16 protein-coding genes and 1 pseudogene are annotated in these 17,229 nt (G+C 39.8%); 9 read left to right on the top strand and 8 right to left on the bottom strand.

Annotated elements, in window-relative coordinates:
* Window positions 1-16 precede the first annotated feature (16 nt).
* Both JUI58_RS15540 and JUI58_RS15535 read right to left on the bottom strand, forming a co-directional pair.
* Window positions 17-1,465, bottom strand: a complete 1,449-nt coding sequence (locus JUI58_RS15540) for a cyclic nucleotide-binding domain-containing protein (RefSeq protein WP_204104713.1) — start codon at window positions 1,463-1,465, stop codon at window positions 17-19.
* A 33-nt stretch (window positions 1,466-1,498) separates the two neighbouring features.
* Complete coding sequence (locus tag JUI58_RS15535; RefSeq protein WP_204104712.1) at window positions 1,499-3,085, bottom strand: peptide ligase PGM1-related protein; 1,587 nt, start codon at window positions 3,083-3,085, stop codon at window positions 1,499-1,501.
* 91 nt (window positions 3,086-3,176) lie between these two features.
* Between JUI58_RS15535 and JUI58_RS15530 the strand changes: the two genes are divergently transcribed.
* The gene (locus JUI58_RS15530; RefSeq protein WP_204104711.1) at window positions 3,177-4,109 is read left to right on the top strand and encodes a glycosyltransferase family 2 protein; all 933 of its coding nucleotides are present in this window, start codon (window positions 3,177-3,179) and stop codon (window positions 4,107-4,109) included.
* Window positions 4,110-4,296: 187 nt separating this feature from the next.
* Here the strand turns inward: JUI58_RS15530 and JUI58_RS15525 are convergent, their stop codons facing one another.
* The 4 genes from JUI58_RS15525 to JUI58_RS15510 form a co-directional block, all read right to left on the bottom strand.
* Window positions 4,297-5,001, bottom strand: coding sequence for a DUF3226 domain-containing protein (locus tag JUI58_RS15525; protein ID WP_204104710.1), 705 nt, complete (start codon window positions 4,999-5,001; stop codon window positions 4,297-4,299).
* Entirely contained in the window at window positions 4,998-6,074 is a 1,077-nt protein-coding gene (locus JUI58_RS15520; RefSeq protein ID WP_204104709.1) for an ATP-binding protein, read from the bottom strand. Before JUI58_RS15520 ends, JUI58_RS15525 begins: the two co-directional genes overlap by 4 nt.
* Before the next feature lie 107 nt (window positions 6,075-6,181).
* Entirely contained in the window at window positions 6,182-6,751 is a 570-nt protein-coding gene (locus JUI58_RS15515) for a L,D-transpeptidase (protein ID WP_204104708.1), read from the bottom strand.
* Window positions 6,752-6,819: 68 nt separating this feature from the next.
* Window positions 6,820-7,398: a L,D-transpeptidase gene (locus JUI58_RS15510; RefSeq protein WP_204104707.1), complete on the bottom strand. Its 579-nt coding sequence runs from the start codon at window positions 7,396-7,398 to the stop codon at window positions 6,820-6,822.
* Window positions 7,399-7,870: 472 nt separating this feature from the next.
* Between JUI58_RS15510 and JUI58_RS15505 the strand changes: the two genes are divergently transcribed.
* From JUI58_RS15505 to JUI58_RS15485, 5 genes and pseudogenes are all read left to right on the top strand, one after another.
* A complete protein-coding gene (locus JUI58_RS15505) occupies window positions 7,871-9,811 on the top strand; it encodes a mechanosensitive ion channel domain-containing protein (RefSeq protein WP_204104706.1) in 1,941 nt (646 codons plus the stop codon).
* A gap of 153 nt (window positions 9,812-9,964) precedes the next feature.
* Window positions 9,965-10,129: pseudogene (locus JUI58_RS15500) on the top strand (hybrid sensor histidine kinase/response regulator); the annotation flags it as partial.
* Complete coding sequence (locus tag JUI58_RS15495; RefSeq protein ID WP_204104704.1) at window positions 10,125-10,565, top strand: hypothetical protein; 441 nt, start codon at window positions 10,125-10,127, stop codon at window positions 10,563-10,565. The pseudogene JUI58_RS15500 and the gene JUI58_RS15495, both read left to right, overlap by 5 nt.
* Window positions 10,566-10,582: 17 nt before the next feature.
* Window positions 10,583-11,794 carry a WD40 repeat domain-containing protein gene (locus tag JUI58_RS15490; protein ID WP_204104703.1) on the top strand — a complete coding sequence of 404 codons (1,212 nt, stop codon included), beginning with the start codon at window positions 10,583-10,585 and terminating at the stop codon, window positions 11,792-11,794.
* Window positions 11,795-11,920: 126 nt separating this feature from the next.
* On the top strand, window positions 11,921-13,240 hold the full coding sequence (locus JUI58_RS15485) for a DNA methyltransferase (protein WP_204104702.1): 1,320 nt from the start codon (window positions 11,921-11,923) through the stop codon (window positions 13,238-13,240).
* A gap of 13 nt (window positions 13,241-13,253) precedes the next feature.
* Here JUI58_RS15485 and JUI58_RS15480 read toward each other — a convergent pair whose 3' ends face one another.
* Window positions 13,254-13,973, bottom strand: coding sequence for a hypothetical protein (locus tag JUI58_RS15480; RefSeq protein WP_204104701.1), 720 nt, complete (start codon window positions 13,971-13,973; stop codon window positions 13,254-13,256).
* A 229-nt stretch (window positions 13,974-14,202) separates the two neighbouring features.
* Between JUI58_RS15480 and groES the strand changes: the two genes are divergently transcribed.
* The 3 genes from groES to JUI58_RS15465 all read left to right on the top strand — a co-directional run bounded on the left by groES (window position 14,203) and on the right by JUI58_RS15465 (window position 16,784).
* The gene (groES, locus tag JUI58_RS15475) at window positions 14,203-14,514 is read left to right on the top strand and encodes a co-chaperone GroES (RefSeq protein WP_204104700.1); all 312 of its coding nucleotides are present in this window, start codon (window positions 14,203-14,205) and stop codon (window positions 14,512-14,514) included.
* 60 nt (window positions 14,515-14,574) lie between these two features.
* A complete protein-coding gene (gene groL / locus JUI58_RS15470; protein WP_204104699.1) occupies window positions 14,575-16,200 on the top strand; it encodes a chaperonin GroEL in 1,626 nt (541 codons plus the stop codon).
* Window positions 16,201-16,313: 113 nt separating this feature from the next.
* Window positions 16,314-16,784 (top strand): hypothetical protein, encoded by a 471-nt coding sequence (locus JUI58_RS15465; RefSeq protein ID WP_204104698.1) that lies wholly within the window; start codon window positions 16,314-16,316, stop codon window positions 16,782-16,784.
* A 64-nt stretch (window positions 16,785-16,848) separates the two neighbouring features.
* Here the strand turns inward: JUI58_RS15465 and JUI58_RS15460 are convergent, their stop codons facing one another.
* The gene (locus JUI58_RS15460; RefSeq protein WP_204104697.1) at window positions 16,849-17,154 is read right to left on the bottom strand and encodes a hypothetical protein; all 306 of its coding nucleotides are present in this window, start codon (window positions 17,152-17,154) and stop codon (window positions 16,849-16,851) included.
* Between the last annotated feature and the right edge of the window lie 75 nt (window positions 17,155-17,229).

Raw genomic sequence — 17,229 nt, 5'->3', positions numbered from 1 at the left:
ATTTTAAAGATAATTTTTAAAGACTAAACAGTTTTTTGACTCGATTGCGAACCCAGTCTACAACATTGTTATTATCGTCTTTTTCATCGAGTCCCATATCCTGTAATTGTTTGCGTCGTTCGGATAATTCTTGCTGGTGTTTGCTTAACTCTTTAACAATATTCTCAGCCAACTCTAAATTTTCGCGCAGTAGCCTTTTAAAGCCGCTATTATTAATAACAAATAAAATAGTATCTTTCTTGGCGATTACTGTCGCAGTACGAGGAATGCCTAACATTAAAGCTAACTCGCCAAAAAATTTACCTGTTTCTAATGTTGCCAAATGCTTGTCAATTTTTTGGGCATAAACATCGACTGAACCGGATAAAATAATATAAAACGCATCCCCTGGATCGCCTTCTCGAAACAGTACATCTTCTTGTCGCAAGCGCTTGCGATAGCCAATTTCAATCAATTCTCTTAGTTCTAGATCGGTAAAGCCTTGAAAATAAACTACCTGCTTCAATAAATCGCGAATAGAGAGTGCTTTGGGAGAAGATGGAGGAGGCGATCGCATCTCATCTCCTGCCGATCGCAGCGATCGAGAGGGATGAATGATAGGGGAAAGAACTTCAGGATTTCGTAACCATAAATCTTGCTGAGGAAAAGGAACATTAATGCCTTGGTGTCGCAAACTATCTTCAATTAAAAAGTTTAAGGTACTTTTAACATAGGGTTCGCGATCGTAACCTCGAACCCACACCCGCAATTCAAAGTTTAAAGCATGATCTCCAAAATTTCTAAAAAGAACGTGAGGAGAAGGATCATGGAGAACATTGGGTTCATTATAAGCAGCATTTAATAATGCTTCCGTTACTAACACAGGATCGCTATCATAGGCAACCCCAATAGGAATATGAATGCGTCCTAAAGCATCTTCATAATTCCAATTAAGAACGCGATTTTCCACTAACTGACTATTAGGAACAATAACATCTCCACCTTCCCGAGTCCGAATTACCATCGATCGCAAAGAAATTGTTTTCACATATCCGGAAAGATGGTCAAATTCAATAAAGTCACCCACTTTAACTTTACGTTCCAATAACAATGTTAAACCACTAACGGAATTTTTGGTAAAATCTTGTAAACCAAAACCAATTCCTACCCCAAAACTGCCCACAATCACCGCAAGAGATTCAAATTTAAAACCTACACCTTGTAGTAGAATAACAAAAGCAAGACAGCCAAACCCATAGCTAATAAGAGTTGCGATCGCTTCTCGATTACTGGCATCTAACTTTAAAGGTTTGAGCAATTTTGCCTTCAACAATCGACGGAATAAACGGACGCAAAAGAAAACAACAATTGAAGCTAAAAGTAATTGAAAAATTGACCCAAGACTTAGATCAGACTCGGTGCCAAAGAAGGGGGTTTCAAAAATATTTTTGAGGCGATGGTAAAATAGTTCGACAAAAGAGCGCATTATAAATTAACAATCCGTGAATATTGAATGAGATTAGTTGTTTCCGTACCATGTAATCGGCAAAGGTGGTATAGTCAGTAAACGAGAATAGTCAGTTTGGGTTTCTGTGTCGAGAACTGTTTCGACTTGATTATAGATTGCTTCAGCCTCTTCAAAAGAATTACCAATACTGGTTAATCCTAACTTACCAAATTCCGATAAAGCACCCATCAAATGAAAAACCGTCCCCGTCTTCGTGCTACTGTCAAAATGTAAGCGATGACGGGTAATAATATCCATTAAATCCCCTGGTAATAAACCCCGATAACTGGATTTTTGTAGATTATCCGATGCAACATAATATTTCTCCCGATCTTGACTGTGAAAGAGTCCTGTTTTAGTTCGATATTCCCCATTTGTTAATAATTTAAGTGCCATAAAAGGATGAGTCGTTCCCCCTTTACGCAGATTAATTTCTATGGCATAAATTTGCCACTCTGGGTCGCGATCGCGCTGTCGAACTGCAACAAAATCAACGCCATACCGTTCCATTGCTCCTTTTGCTGCTAAAACTTTCCCGATTTTAACCCCTAATTCTTGCAGTTGCAAGCGATAAACTGCATCGGCTGGGAAACGACAACCTAGGTAAATTTGTCCGTCGGGACCGCCGAGAATTTGGTCGTGGGTAGAGAGAATTTCGACGTTTCCCGATGGGGTAATATAACCTTGAAAACTTGGCGATCGCTTCTCTTCTCCTTCAATATACTCTTCAACAATTGCGCCTAATTCTGGCAGGCGACTGGAAAATTTTTCCCAAGTTTCATCCTCAGCTTGAAAACGGAGATGAGGGAGGCGATCGCGCAAGGCTTCTCCGGCTTGTTTTAAGCTCGTTTGGCGAGGAGAATGAGAAGAAATGGGGGTTAAGTCCAAAAGCGCATTTCCTTCCCCAGAAAAGCCTTCATTGAGTTTAATGACAATCCGTTTTAAATCTGGCTTTCGTTGCCATAATGCCGCCGCTTTCGCCAGTAAATCCTCCTCATTCTCCACAGAAAGACTACCATCAGGATGAGCAACTTCTGCCATTGCAAAAATTTCCCGGCTGCCACTTTTTGAACCCCAATAGAGTAAATCTGGACAAGATGCTAACAGGGGAATTCCTAATTTTAAGGATAATTCTTGTTCTAATAAAGAAGAATTAAAACAAACCATATAAGACCGATCTAAGCGCATAGCTTTGCGAATGCGACCGATCAAGCGAGGACGTTCTAAAATCTTTTGAGATAAGGGTTTTAAGGATGAATCGTAGGTGGAAAGGAGCAGTAAACGAGCGCGGGCATGAGAGAAAGGAATACCAGGTAATAATTGTAAATAATAGTCAATAACTGCGGGAGAAAGCGGTTGAGCGGTAACGTAAATTAAGCGAGTATGAGGATTGCGGAGACGAATAAGGGAAAATAATAAACGTTCTTCATAGTGGAGAAATCCTGGAATTTTGCCCAATTGTCGTTGGTCAATACTCAAGGAGGGAATCACTAAAATATCATAATCATCTTGGTCAAAGAGGTCAATCGTTGCAGCACAACTTTTCAGACGACTTTGGAGTTTGCGTAACTGTAACCCAGCTTCAGATATTTCCGGCATGATTTCTTGGTTTGAAAATGCGATCGCCTCCATTTTAGGGGATAAATTGGGCTAATATTAAAGATGTTCTCTGGGTTTTCAACTTTTAGCGATGTTAACTCCTTCAATCTCTGCAATTATTTGCACCTACAATCGAGATACTTATGTGGGGGCGGCGATCGATAGCATTCTCGCCCAAGATTTGCCTGAGTTTGAAGTTATTTTAATAGATAATTGTTCCACCGATCGCACCAAGGCGATCGCCGCAGAACGCTTATCCGATCCCCGTTTTAAGTATTTTTATGAGTCCCAATTAGGGCTATCGGCGGCTCGAAATCGGGGTCTTAAGGAAGCAAAAGGAGATATTCTCGTTTATCTCGATGATGACGCAGTTGCTTCTCCTGGTTGGCTTCGCGCCATTTATGATGCCTATAAAAACAATGAAAAATTGGCGATCGCGGGGGGAAAAACAACTCTCATTTGGCCGCCGAACACCCCTCGTCCCAATTGGCTCTCACGGGATGCTTCTGGGGTCTTGGGTCTTTATGATCTCGGCGATGCACCCCTCTCCATCACACGCCCCGATCGCAGCCCGATTGGGGCAAATTACTCCATTCGACGCGATATTCTCGAGGCGATCGGTGGCTTTAATGTGAACTTAGGCCGTGTTGGCAAAAATTTAGTCTCAAATGAAGAACTTTTCATGACAGAACAAGCGCTAAAACAAGGCTGGATGGTGATGTATTTACCCGATGCTGCCGCAGGTCATAATGTTATCCCAGAACGTATTACTCCCAATTGGTTTCTCAAGCGGAGTTGGGGACAAGGAATTAGTGAAAGTTATCGCGATCAACTCGCTAACCGATCTGCTTTGGTTCAATTTGGAAATGGTGGTGAAAGATTGTTACGCGGTCTTTATAAGTCTCTTAAATATTTCGGTTCTCCAGAGCAAAGATTTGAAAACTTATTGTATGCTTACGGACAAATTGCTTACTTGAAAACCTCAATTCAAGGGATGTTGTTTGGCAAAATATCGGTAGACTAAAGGTTTGAGATACCATTGTTTGGCGAATTGGTCGTGAATAAAACGAGTCAAGGAAATGGGAGAAAATAAAGAACAATTGAATGGTATCAGACTTGAGAATGTTTGGGAAATGCGATCGTTCTTTATTTCCCACAATCGCTAGAATTTCCATCTCTATTATCTCAAACGAAGTAACTATGAAATTTTGCTATTGAAACAAGTCTAAAAATTGTTTTAATTCATTGAGAAGAGGATTATCAAAATCCCAATATTTGGGTGTGTAATATTCATTGTTCTTTAACTTTGATTTTATTTCTTCGATATTCAGTTGTTCTTTTTTGAGAGATTCATAGCCATAAAAATAAACCCAATTCTTTTTATATTCTTTTTCAGGATAAGCAATATTAAAATCCCCCATACATTGAACAAACTTATCTAGACATATTGGAGATTGAAGCGTTTTATTTGTTCGTATTTTCCTAAGTATATCTTCTAATTCTCCTTTTCCATTCAAATTAAAGATATGACAAAATATGTTAAAAGTGTTTTCACGATCATTTTCAGTATATGTTATGGGATATTTTTGATTTGGAAATTGAATTGCATTTTCAGTTCCAAAAGCCTTCTGAATAGCAGGATTTATTTTTTCTTCAATTTTTTTATCAATTCCGTCATTATCTGCATCAATCAAAATACCAATGTTTTTTGTTTCTCTTTTGTTAATGAAAATTCTTTGAGCGTTTAATACTGAGAATATTTTATCTTGCCCTGTTGCATCTTTAATATTATCATTATCATTATCAATATCATCAAGAAAATAATATTTTTCAGGTGCAGTTTTACAAAGATAGTCAATATAACTTTCTAAAAATTTCTTATCTGTTTTCCCTTCCACAATCAGAATATTTTTCATCTTACATCTGCTCCTAATTGAAAATTTTCTTCAAGTCCAACTGATTCTAAAACAGTCGCTACAATTTCATCTGGATTATCAACTGTTCTTGAAAAATTGATATACTTTATATTGTCACGATCGCATTTTTCTGCAACTCGACTAAACGCCTCAATACATTCTCGTGAATGGGTTGTAGCAAAGACTTGACAACTTGCCGCTTTGCTTATTTTAAAAATAATTTCCCAAAGTTCTTCATATTTTGTATAGTGAATTCCATTTTCGATTTCATCAATAAAGAGATATCCATTTTGACTTTTCCAAATGCCACAGATAATCGCAAAATAACGATTTAATCCCTCTCCCATTGAAGATAGTAAGACCGGTTGAAGTTTTCCTTTTAGTTTCACCTTAAATACACTATGTCTTTCTGTTGGTCTAATTACCAAAGAATCTAATCGAGAATCAAATTCTCCTAAAAAGGAATCGATTTCTTTTTCTATTCCTAAATCAATAACTTTTCCATACAAACTTGCTAATTTTATTTCATCAATAGTACTACTATTAATAAAATCGATATTTTCACTTGATTTTAAATCACGCCTATAGCGTGGCGATCTATACCGAGAGCTATCATTATTGATTATATCAATAAACCTACTATGTGGAATTTTATCGGAGTCATCGTTCACTTTTAACTCTACTTGGAGAGTATCGCTGATATTGTTATATTGTTTATCTATTCTGTCTTCATCTTCAAGGATAGATATTGTATTGTTCGATTTGATTTCCAAAAAAACACAATTATTAGTCGTTTCTAATTCAAACCAGCTTTCATCATAGGCAATCATGTCAAATTCATTATCTTGAAGGTTTTTACCTTGTCTTCTATAGATAATATCTTTTATGATGTTAATAAAATCAACTTTTGTTTTGGATTGAGTAATAATCTCTAATGCTTCTAAAAATGTGCTTTTTCCAATATTATTATATCCACCTAATAAATTTACCCTAGACAGGGATTCGACTGTCAGTGAATTAAAGCAACGAAAATTTTTGATTTTAATAGATTTGACAAAGTGCATATCATTCATCTTATAACTGCAAGATTTTATCTCAAAATCTATATCGTTAATTTTATTGAGTATTTGACCATTGTAACATACTGAGCGATCGCCTCTCCAATCTTCTCTAATATTCTCTAATCCTCTACAATAACTACTGTTCCCATTTCCACTTTCTCAAACAAGGCAACAACATCTCTATTTCGCATCCTCACGCACCCATGTGAAACGGCTTGACCGATTAATTCTTCATTGGGGGTCCCATGAAAACCGATCGCATTTTCTCCATCCGTCCAGAAGCCGATCCAACGCACTCCGAGGGGATTATTGGCACTGGGAGGGACAATTTCCCCTGTAAAGGGATGCTGCCAGGTGGGGTTAACAACCTTCTGAAATACCTCAAAATTACCCCTTGGTGTTTCCCAACCTTCGCGACCGATCGCAACGGGATAACTAACAATTAACTCCTCTCCTTCGTAATAATAAACCCGGCGATCGCCCAGTCGCAAAACTAAACGATATTCAGCAATTTTGGGCAGAAATTTATCGGCATCTCCTAACGGAGGAATTTCTAATAAAGAGGTGAGTTGTGCCGGAGGAATTATTTCTAGGGGAGATGCCAAAATTGGGCTTTGCAGTCCCAGGAAAAATAAACTAACTCCTAAACCCCAAGCAAAATAACATTGGCTGCGATCGCATTTTACCATAATTGCTCTGTAAGGTGAGAATTACTCACCTTACTCCTAGTTTTTTAGTTCAAGTGCTATTCCTTGCATTAGTGTTGAACGATCACTGTCGTTCCCATTCCCACTTGCTCAAACATGGCAAGAACATCTTTATTGTACATCCTCACACAACCATTGGAGGCGGCTTTACCAATAGAAGAGACTGTCGGAGTGCCGTGAAAGCCGATCACACCATTAGACATTTGAGCAAAGCCGATCCAGCGCAGTCCCAAAGCACTATTAGGCCCTGGTGGTGTCACCTGTCCCGTCCAAGGACTTTGCCAAATTGGGTCTTCGATCATCTGGAAGACCTCATAAGTGCCAGTGGGTGTGGGAGTTTGGGATTTGCCGATCGCCACGGGATAGCTGGCAATTCTTTCCTCTCCTCGTTCCACATAAACCCGGCGATCGCTTAAGTCTAAGCGTAAGTGAGTCACGGCGGTTTCGGGCAGATAGCGATCGCCGCTACCAAGGGGAGGAACATCGAGGGAAGCAATACTCTGGCTACTGAAGTCGGAAACAGAATCCTCCGACGCGATCGCCCTTGTTCCTACCATTAACATAGCCAAGCTGGAAACAATAACCATTAAACTGCGAGAAATACGCCGATCTCTGACTCGTGCCATCATTATCACAATCCTCACTGAAAGGGAATTTAAAGAATATTCAGGAAAAATTACGGGTTTGCCCTTCTAGATATTGTAGGCGAAACCTGAAAGTTCCCTGAGAAATTTTTCAAGATTAATAGCTTTGACGTAGAGGAGTTTACACTTGTTTCCGGGTAGGATGCGATAAAGCCAAAAATAACGGGCATTGTCAGGGAGTTTTCCCTCATTGATAATTGTTCATTGATTCACTATTCGGACTTACGCAGCTAGGGCTATTAGGACTTACGCAGCTAGGGCTATTCGGACTTACGCAGCTAGGGCTATTCGGACTTACGCAGCTAGGGCTATTAGGACTTACGCAGCTAGGGCTATTCGGACTTACGCAGCTAGGGCTATTCGGACTTACGCAGCTAGGGAGCGAGACGCTCCCACTACTGTATTCTATCGTTATAGTAGTGCGGGCATCCTGCTCGCTAATTCGTAAGTCCTAACTATGCTAGAGTCTAGATTTCTCAAACATTTCGGTAAATGGCTGCTTTTAGGTATTTTAACCTTTTTGGTGGTGTTTCACTCTACCCCGATCGCCGCACAAATGCCAGCTAATTCAATCGCAAAAGCCCCCATTCTTCTCGATGGAAAGGTTCTCTTTGAAGTGGGAGGATTTGGCAATTTTTCGCCCCGAGAACGTGCTAAATTTATCAACCAGAGGTTAATTGCTGAAGCGACTACTTCCGAGTCTGAAATTGATGTTGAGATTCTACAAGAAAACGGACAAGTAATTCTGCAAGTTGGCGATCGCTATCTTCTCACCCTGACGGAAAACGATCTCTTGTCAGCATCAACACCCTTTCAACAAGGGAAATTATGGCGTAAAAAAATTGCAATATCTTTGCAAGAAGCAAAGGAACAGCGTACTCCTAAATACCAGAAACAAGCGATTATTTGGATGGTGTCGTGTTTGTTAGGGGCGATCGTTTTGATTATTCTTTTACGCTTTAGTGTTGAATGGAGTGTTAATAAATTTTTCAAATGGATCGGCGATCCAGAACATCCGCTTTATTCTTGGGAACAACCCGTTAAGTTTCTCTTACGGATTATTTGGTTTATTCTCGATGTGACACTCTGTTTGAGTGTTTTTTATTGGATTAGCGATCGCCTACCGCAAACTCGGATTTTACGCTATCAGTTATTCTGGTTTATTTCCGAACCGATTATTCCCCTTAGCGATACGGAAACGAAATCGATTCAAGATGTTATTGTTTTAGTTTTGATGAGTTTGGGGTTATGGTTTATTGTCAGTTTGATTTCTCGTTGGATGCAAGGATATATTTGCAAACAAGCAGGTCAAGAGTCGGGGACTTATGAGGTCGTTGCGGTTTTAATTCGCTATGGGCTAATTGGTATTGCGTTGTTGGTTTTACTGCCCTTATGGGGCTTAAATTTGGCTTCTCTGGCTATTCTGGCCAGCTTTCTTGGGGTGGGGATTGGTTTTGGAGTCCAAAATATTGTTAATAATTTCGTCAGTGGCTTAATTATTGCGATCGAACGTCCGATTAAAGTGGGAGATTTTGTTACAGTTGAAGGATTAGAAGGAAGTGTAGAAAGAATCGGTTCTCGCAGCACAATTATTCGCACTCTCGATCGCGTCACCATTGTAGTTCCTAATTCTCGATTTTTAGATTCGGAAACTATTAATCGCAGTTATGGCGATCCAGTTTCTCGCTTGAAAATTTCTGTTAGTGTGGCTTATGGTTCCAATGTTTCTCTCCTTCGCAAAGCCTTATTAGAAGTTGCAACCAGTCATCCTGAAGTATTATTAAGACCAGAACCTCAAGTTTGGTTTCTGGAATTTGGCGATAGTTCTCTTAATTTTGAATTGCGCGTTTGGACGGCAGATCCGAAACAACAGGCTCGTATTAAAAGCGATCTTAATTATCGCATCGAAGCGAATTTGAATCATTATAATATTGAAATGCCTTTCCCACAACGGGACTTGAATTTGCGATCGCCAGAATTGCAACAATTAGTGCAATCTCTCCAGCAAAAATATCCGCTCACATCGGTAGATTCTCCGCTAACAACACCTGAGAATGAGAGTGATTTTTCCTTGAAAAATATTCCTATGACTATTGATGAAGGAGATATGAAAGCCGTAAATACGCGGGATTTAAGTCATTTAGATGTTGAAACATTAGTTATAGCTTTAAAAGGTTCTGAAGGCATTGAAATTAAAGATCGCCGCTATCGTTTAAAAACTTATTCGCGCTGTTTTATTGGGGCAGAATTGGTAGATTGGTTGATGGTGAGGGAAGAGTGTAGCCGAGAAGATGCGATCGCGATCGGGGAACATCTTCGCAAACGAGGTATTCTTCACCATGTCACCGACGAACACCCTTTTCTGGATGAATATTTATTTTATCAGTTTTATTATTAACTTTGCGTGTAGTTTTTCGGAATCTTTGATTTAAGGGGGTGTAAAAAATTTTGTGGGTGAAATATCAGGACTAAATGCGATCGCGATCGTTCCAACACAGATAATATTGCTCTTACAATTGAGGAATATCTCCGATTTATTCCCACTGCTAGAGATGGCCTCGATAGTACCCTGATGATTTTACAACATCGCTGTAAAGCCAGTCCCGAACGTCCGGAGATTAAAATTGTCAAAGATTATGTTAAAATGCCTGAAGTCGAGTGCTATCCCAGCCAACTCAATCAAGTGTTTATGAATATTTTTGCTAATGCGAATGATAATCAGACGATGGTTACAAAGAATTCTAAGCGTTTTTTTCCTCCTATTACTTCTAGGATGTAATGGAGGAAAACCCCCCATTAGCCTCGCACCAACAGGGGAATGGGTCAAAAAGGCGATCGCCTTACAAGTTCGCCAGTCCCAAGAACTTCTCAGTGAAAATCTGAAAGTTTCTAATCCCGATCTGAAAATTTCTGGGATTTCAATTCAAAAAATCGAGCCGCTTTACATGGCACATTTACCGACATTTCACATCACGGGAAGTTATAATTTAGAAATCGATCTACCCAATCAAAAAGTAAAGCAAAAAAGTAATCTTTTCGATATTTTCTTACAGCGCCAAAAAGAAGGAAAAACATGGCGATGGTTGAAAAAAGAAATTCTTAATTCTGAGGATAAACCCATCTGGAAAACCTATTTAGTTCGCCCTTATTAACAGTTATTAGTATTACAATGTCGAATGCCGATCGCCCCAGAAAATATGATGCTGTCCTTGGTTCTCAACAGAATATTCCCCGAGGGGCATTGGTTTTAGGTGGACTAGCAGGAGTCAAACAACGTTGGTCTAGTCCTGTTGTTGAATCGAGAATTGAAGCACTTCGCGAGGCAATTAAATACGGTAACAAAGGGCTAGAATTTGTGCTTAAAGGGCTACAGGATGACTCAGAAAAAGTTCAATATATTGCTTATATATTATTAAAAAATTGTCAAGAATCTCAAGAAAAATCTGAAATTAATCGAGCTTTGCGTGCTTATCTTCCTTATCGATTATTTACCTGTATTAAAACGATTAAAACCGGCAATAAGCTAACATTAAATTCTACAGGTACCGCGATCGCCTACCAAAAAGGCAAAAATATTCGCGTCATGAATCTCGATCGCGAGGAAACCCTCTATACTATTCCTAAATCTGCGATGCGAGAAATGTATGCCCTTTGTCCCGATGCAGATATCCTCGTGCGAGTTAAAAATAGCATTCATCGCAATAGTCCCGAGATCGAAATTTGGGATAGAGGGGAACTCAAACACAGTCTTTACGGCCATCAATTAGATATTACAGTCATTGCGATCGCCCCTGACGGTAAAATCCTGGCCACGGGATGCGAAGATGGCAGTATTCGACTTTGGCAAATGGCAACGGGCAAATTGCTAGGTAACTTTAGTACACATTTAATTTTTGGCTCTCATAATAGTGCAGTTTCTCACCTTGCCTTTAGTGCCGACGGACATACTTTAGTTAGTACCGCTCAAGATTCAACCATCAAACTCTGGGATTTGCGAACCCGCGATCGCCCTTATACCTTAAAACTCTTCTCCTCTTATGCCCTTCTCAGTCCTGTGGGCTTGATTCTGGCGGCGATCGCCTGGCAAGGGAAAATTCAGTTATGGGAACTCAATCTCGAAAAAAAGACCAACCACGCCTTCTGCACCTTTGACGATCGCACTTACTCAACCTCGGTTCTCACCTTTAGTCCTTACGGTCGCATTCTCCTGAGTGGAGGGCGAGATGGTAAAATCTCATTTTGGGATGTTTATGGGAGAAGTCAATTTCATGAACTTTCCGGGCATGAAAGCGCGATCGATTCTCTCGTTCTCAATTCCAGTGGCGATCGTTTAATCTCCACAGATAGAGGCAAAGTCATCAAAATTTGGGAAGTTCGTTGATAAAGGATGGCAATTTCTCCTCTCCCACCAAAAAAGTTCGGGAAACTGTAGCGATCATCTCACTCCGTAAAATTGCCGACTGTTTGCTAGAATAGTCGGACAAGACAATTGAAGGAAAAGTCAAGTATGTATGTTCAACTGAAACTTTTTGAAGATTCTTTAGTTGATAGTAACTTTAGCGGCAACCTCAAACGCCATCAATATCCTCTAGAAGAGATTGATATCGGTAATATTACATTTACAGGGGGACAACAAGAAAGCATTCATAGATGGTATCGTCTAACACCGAGTTTTTCACCTTCTTTAGTTCGTCACTTTATTCAATATTTTAATATAGATACAACCTCTCTTATTCTCGATCCATTTAGTGGGCGAGGAACAACAGCAATCGAATGCCAAAAACATCATATTCCTTGTATCGGATTTGAAATTAATCCTTTACTTCAGCGTGTTGGAGAATATTCATTAACCTGGATGCAATCGGATATTTCTCTTTTTTCAGACTATCTCAAAATACTCAAAGATAAAATCCAAGAATTTCGCGATCGTTCGTTAGAAGAAATATTAAAATATTTTTCTACAAACTTACCTAATATTCATAATGTTTTTCGTTGGTGGAAACCTGAAGTCTTGAAAGATTTGATTGTTGCCAAACAATTGAGTCAGTTGCCAGAGTTTAAAAATATTCAGACCTATTTATGGTTAGCCATTAATAGTGCTAGTTTAGACTGTGCAAATATTCATCGAAATCACCCAACAATTACTTTTGATGACAATCACGATCGCAAAATTGATGTTTATAAATATCTTCACTTGAGAATATCAGAAATTGAAACCGATCTTCAATCTCTTTCATCTTCTCATCTTAATGCAAATAATCTGAATAAAATAGAATTACAAGATTCTTGCCTTTCCATTTCCAAACAAAATCAATATTATCAGAAAATTACTCATTTAATTACATCTCCCCCTTATCCAAATCGTTATAGCTATGTCCATCAAACTCGTCCTCAACTCCACTTTATGGAAGTCATAAAAGAGCGTCAAGAAGCAACAGAAATTGATTTAAAAACAATTGGTGGGACTTGGGGAAGGGCGACATCAAATCTTAATAAACATCTCATCATACCTAATCGAGATATTCTTGAGATTCTTGATTATTTTCCTACTTTACGAGAACGCAGTCTTTTAATGTGTAACTATGCAACAAAATATTTTCTAGACCTGAATGAACACATAAAACACTTAAAAGAAATAGTTTCACCTCAATTTTATGGTGCTTATGTTGTCGGAAATTCTCGCCTCTCTGGAGTAGAAATATTTACAGAAACCATCCTAGCACGTTTATTTGAATATCATGGATTTAAAGTAAAAAAAATTATTGTTTTTCGCAAACGAGGAGGACGAAAACGACTTTATGAAACAGCAGTAATTATCAAATTATAGAGTGAATATGAGATTATATTCTATCCAAAATTTGTGTTATTATTTCTGTTAATCTTGTTTGATTTTGTTCCAAAAAATATTGCAAATCAAAATTAGTTAAATGATAAATAAATGTGAAAGTGTCTTCTCCTTCAAAAAGATTCCAACTATTGCGAAGACGAAGTAAAGGAGAGCGCAGAGAAGTATTACAAAATACTAACATAATCGGTATTAAATTTTGACTAGCGAGAGAACGTGCCATATCCCAATCTGCTTGAATTCGTTTAGAATCTCCAATTTGATAGCACGACCTAATTTCAAATGCCAATCCTTTTGAAGTTTGCCATGTTTTCTGTAAAAGCGGAAGTTCAAGAGCAGTTAGTAAATCGATGGGAATTCTACCATCTGTCGATCGCTCTTGTTGGCGATCGCCTATTTGAATCGTAACGCTATATTGAAGGTCTTGTTCTGTTAAATCAAAACAACAAGTTAAGAGATATTGAAAAAGTGCCTCATACATATCTCCTATTTTTCGATGCAAAGATGTTATCAAGTTCCCACCAATACGGGCAATAATATAACGATTATCATCCAAACCAAGGGGAGAAAAAGCAGGATCATTAGCGATCGCATACCTAAATGCGTCGCGATTCTCAATATCGGGAAAACGCTTGTAAGGATCGTAATCCAGAACTCGATTGAGGTGAAATTCCGCTATCTCTAGCAGTCGTGCTGTATTAGGTTGTGTTCGCATTCCTTTGTACTAAATTTATTGCGACTTTTCCAAGTTTAGCCAAAAAATGGCCTGCACTAAATTCCTTATTTCTCTTCTCCCACCAAAAAAGTTCGGGAAACCGTACTGACCCAATGCTTGCCAGAGGAGCTTATGATTAGGTAGATTAGCACTCGGAAGGTGAGAGTGCTAACTCCACTGAAAGCTAACACTCTCAACCCTAACACTGAAATTTTTTGGAGGAAATTGCATGGCAGCTTTAACTATTAACGTCTCTACAGTCAAACCTTTAGGCGATCGCGTCTTCGTCAAGGTCAGCCCCAGCGAAGAGAAAACCGCCGGCGGAATTTTGCTACCCGACACGGCTAAAGAAAAGCCCCAAGTCGGCGAAGTTGTCGCCATTGGACCCGGAAAAGCCGATAAAGATGGCAACCGAGTCGAACTAGAAGTCAAAGTTGGCGACCAAGTTCTCTATTCCAAGTACGCCGGAACTGATATCAAACTTGGTGGAGATGACTACGTTCTCCTTTCCGAGAAAGATATTTTAGCCGCAGTGGAATAATTTTTTCTATTTCTTTCCCTTCTTTTTTGTCCTTTTCACACTACACAATCAAAAACAGCTATGGCTAAGAGCATAATTTACAACGAAGAGGCCCGTCGCGCCTTAGAAAAAGGAATCGACCTACTGGCTGAAGCAGTGGCGATCACCCTCGGTCCCAAAGGCCGTAACGTCGTTCTCGAAAAGAAATTCGGCGCACCCCAAATCGTTAATGATGGTATTACCATCGCTAAGGAAATCGAATTAGAAGATCACATCGAAAACACAGGTGTTTCTTTGATTCGTCAAGCGGCTTCTAAAACCAATGATGTTGCTGGAGACGGAACCACCACCGCAACGGTTTTGGCTCACGCAATGGTCAAAGCAGGTTTGAGAAATGTGGCTGCTGGAGCCAACCCCATCGCCATCAAGCGCGGTGTTGACAAAGCCACCGAGTATTTAGTTGGTCAAATTGCTGAACAGTCTCGGGAAATTTCCGATTCTAAGGCGATCGCGCAAGTTGGCTCTATCTCGGCTGGAAACGATGAAGAAGTCGGCGAAATGATCGCTTCTGCAATGGATAAAGTCGGTAAGGAAGGGGTGATTTCTCTTGAAGAAGGGAAGTCCATGACCACCGAGTTAGAAATTACCGAAGGGATGCGCTTTGAAAAGGGCTATATTTCCCCTTATTTTGTCACAGACCCCGAACGCATGGAAGCGGTTTTTGAGGAGCCTTATTTGCTCATCACGGATAAGAAAATCGCCCTCGTACAAGATTTAGTTCCCGTATTGGAACAGGTTGCACGTTCCGGTAAACCGTTAATTATTGTTGCGGAAGATATCGAGAAAGAAGCCCTCGCAACTTTGGTTGTTAACCGCTTGCGTGGCGTTTTGAACGTTGCTGCTGTGAAAGCCCCTGGTTTTGGCGATCGCCGCAAGCAAATGTTAGAAGATATCGCTGTTCTCACCGGAGGTCAACTGATCACCGAAGATGCAGGCTTAAAGTTAGATAACGTCAAACTCGAAGACCTCGGCACAGCACGTCGTTTAATCATCACCAAGGACACGACAACCATCGTTGCTGAAGGTAATGAAGAGAAAGTGAAGTCCCGTTGCGAGCAAATTCGCCGTCAACTCGACGAAACTGAATCTTCTTACGATAAGGAGAAATTACAAGAACGCTTGGCGAAATTGTCTGGTGGTGTTGCAGTCATTAAAGTGGGTGCAGCAACTGAGACGGAAATGAAGGACAAGAAACTGCGTCTTGAAGATGCTATCAACGCGACTAAAGCGGCTGTTGAAGAAGGTATCGTCCCCGGTGGTGGTACAACTTTGGCTCATTTAGCTCCCATGTTGGAAAGTTGGGCAAACAGCAACCTGAAAAATGAAGAGTTAACTGGCGCTAATATCGTCGTGCGGGCGTTGACTGCTCCTTTGATGCGAATCGCTGAAAATGCCGGACAAAACGGCGCGGTGATTGCAGAACGGGTGAAAGAGAAAGATTTCAACGTCGGCTACAATGCGGTAAATGGCGAGTTTGTCGATATGTTTGAAGCAGGTATCGTTGACCCCGCTAAGGTGACTCGCAGTGCGCTGCAAAATGCGGCTTCTATCGCAGGTATGGTTCTCACCACTGAATGTATTGTGGTAGACAAGCCTGAGAAGGACAAAGCTGGTGCAGCACCGGGTGGCGGCGATTTTGACTACTAAGTTAGAAATCGGGTCTAGATAGTTTTGGAGGCAGGCGATCGGCCTGCCTTTTTTAGAAAAGAATCAAATTAGATATCCTAAAAAGTTCTACTAGCAAATTAAAGGTAAAAAAAATGACACTCTGTGCATTTAAATACAAACAAAACAATCAAGATCGTACAGCAGACTTATCCGCACATTGGGAGGTAGCTGAAGATGTAATTACTGATAACTATACTCCAGATGAAATTAGTGCTAAAGATCTGTTAACAATATGGAGTCAGCAAGTTGAACAAACATATCCAAATGGATTGATTTCTATTAGTTGGTATGTTGTTGGCAGCGGATTTAAGACAGAGTTTTTCCCATTTGCATTCGATCCTCAAAATGATGAGCGCAGAAAAGATTTTCTCCATCATTATACGTGGCCTATTGATGCACGAACGAGAAAAGAAATCAACTGGCTGGAATTGCCTGTAAGAGATAAACTCTGGAACACAGAAAAAAGCGATAAGGGAGGATTCATTCAAGAAGCTACTAGCTGGAAACCTTCTATCCTTCAGCCCTATGTTTATCTACCGAGTTTAACAAAAAATTTAACCTAAAATTCGTATTTTCCGTAGGTTGGGTTAAGCTGTCGCTAACCCAACTTTAATCTTAATATCGTAACTAATCTTCTCGAATTAAATTACCCTGTTCATCGTACCATTTACATGATAAATAGTTACCATTAACATACCCTCTTCGTCCTTCCACTTGAGAATTCGGACCATCAATAACAATCACATCTTCCCATACCGTTCCATTTGCATCCAATGTTCCACCTACAGCACGAACTACATTGCCATTATTTAAACCAGCAAAAGGACTGCCGTTAGGTTCTGGACGTAAAGCAAGCTGTCCACTTTGAATACCTCGTACAGTACAGATAACAGTGGCATCATAAATATCAGCCCGAGTAGAAGGTGCATTCATTAACACACCTAATCCTGTTAAGATAGCGAGAGAAAAACTTAATTTATATTGCATGAGATTCTTTTCAGTAAGTTG

Origin of the sequence: Spirulina sp. CCY15215 (assembly GCF_016888125.1) — a bacterium.
GTDB lineage: Bacteria > Cyanobacteriota > Cyanobacteriia > Cyanobacteriales > Spirulinaceae > CCY15215.
This window is presented reverse-complemented; position numbering and strand designations above follow the sequence as displayed.

What these genes read in the sequence shown, in the direction of transcription:
- JUI58_RS15540 (WP_204104713.1), bottom strand. Translation starts at nt 1,465, where the DNA reads ATGCGCTCTTTTGTCGAACTATTTTACCATCGCCTCAAAAATATTTTT.
- JUI58_RS15535 (WP_204104712.1), bottom strand. Translation starts at nt 3,085, where the DNA reads ATGCCGGAAATATCTGAAGCTGGGTTACAGTTACGCAAACTCCAAAGT.
- JUI58_RS15530 (WP_204104711.1), top strand. Translation starts at nt 3,177, where the DNA reads ATGTTAACTCCTTCAATCTCTGCAATTATTTGCACCTACAATCGAGAT.
- JUI58_RS15525 (WP_204104710.1), bottom strand. Translation starts at nt 5,001, where the DNA reads ATGAAAAATATTCTGATTGTGGAAGGGAAAACAGATAAGAAATTTTTA.
- JUI58_RS15520 (WP_204104709.1), bottom strand. Translation starts at nt 6,074, where the DNA reads ATGAATGATATGCACTTTGTCAAATCTATTAAAATCAAAAATTTTCGT.
- JUI58_RS15515 (WP_204104708.1), bottom strand. Translation starts at nt 6,751, where the DNA reads ATGGTAAAATGCGATCGCAGCCAATGTTATTTTGCTTGGGGTTTAGGA.
- JUI58_RS15510 (WP_204104707.1), bottom strand. Translation starts at nt 7,398, where the DNA reads ATGATGGCACGAGTCAGAGATCGGCGTATTTCTCGCAGTTTAATGGTT.
- JUI58_RS15505 (WP_204104706.1), top strand. Translation starts at nt 7,871, where the DNA reads ATGCTAGAGTCTAGATTTCTCAAACATTTCGGTAAATGGCTGCTTTTA.
- JUI58_RS15495 (WP_204104704.1), top strand. Translation starts at nt 10,125, where the DNA reads ATGATAATCAGACGATGGTTACAAAGAATTCTAAGCGTTTTTTTCCTC.
- JUI58_RS15490 (WP_204104703.1), top strand. Translation starts at nt 10,583, where the DNA reads ATGTCGAATGCCGATCGCCCCAGAAAATATGATGCTGTCCTTGGTTCT.
- JUI58_RS15485 (WP_204104702.1), top strand. Translation starts at nt 11,921, where the DNA reads ATGTATGTTCAACTGAAACTTTTTGAAGATTCTTTAGTTGATAGTAAC.
- JUI58_RS15480 (WP_204104701.1), bottom strand. Translation starts at nt 13,973, where the DNA reads ATGCGAACACAACCTAATACAGCACGACTGCTAGAGATAGCGGAATTT.
- groES (WP_204104700.1), top strand. Translation starts at nt 14,203, where the DNA reads ATGGCAGCTTTAACTATTAACGTCTCTACAGTCAAACCTTTAGGCGAT.
- groL (WP_204104699.1), top strand. Translation starts at nt 14,575, where the DNA reads ATGGCTAAGAGCATAATTTACAACGAAGAGGCCCGTCGCGCCTTAGAA.
- JUI58_RS15465 (WP_204104698.1), top strand. Translation starts at nt 16,314, where the DNA reads ATGACACTCTGTGCATTTAAATACAAACAAAACAATCAAGATCGTACA.
- JUI58_RS15460 (WP_204104697.1), bottom strand. Translation starts at nt 17,154, where the DNA reads ATGAATGCACCTTCTACTCGGGCTGATATTTATGATGCCACTGTTATC.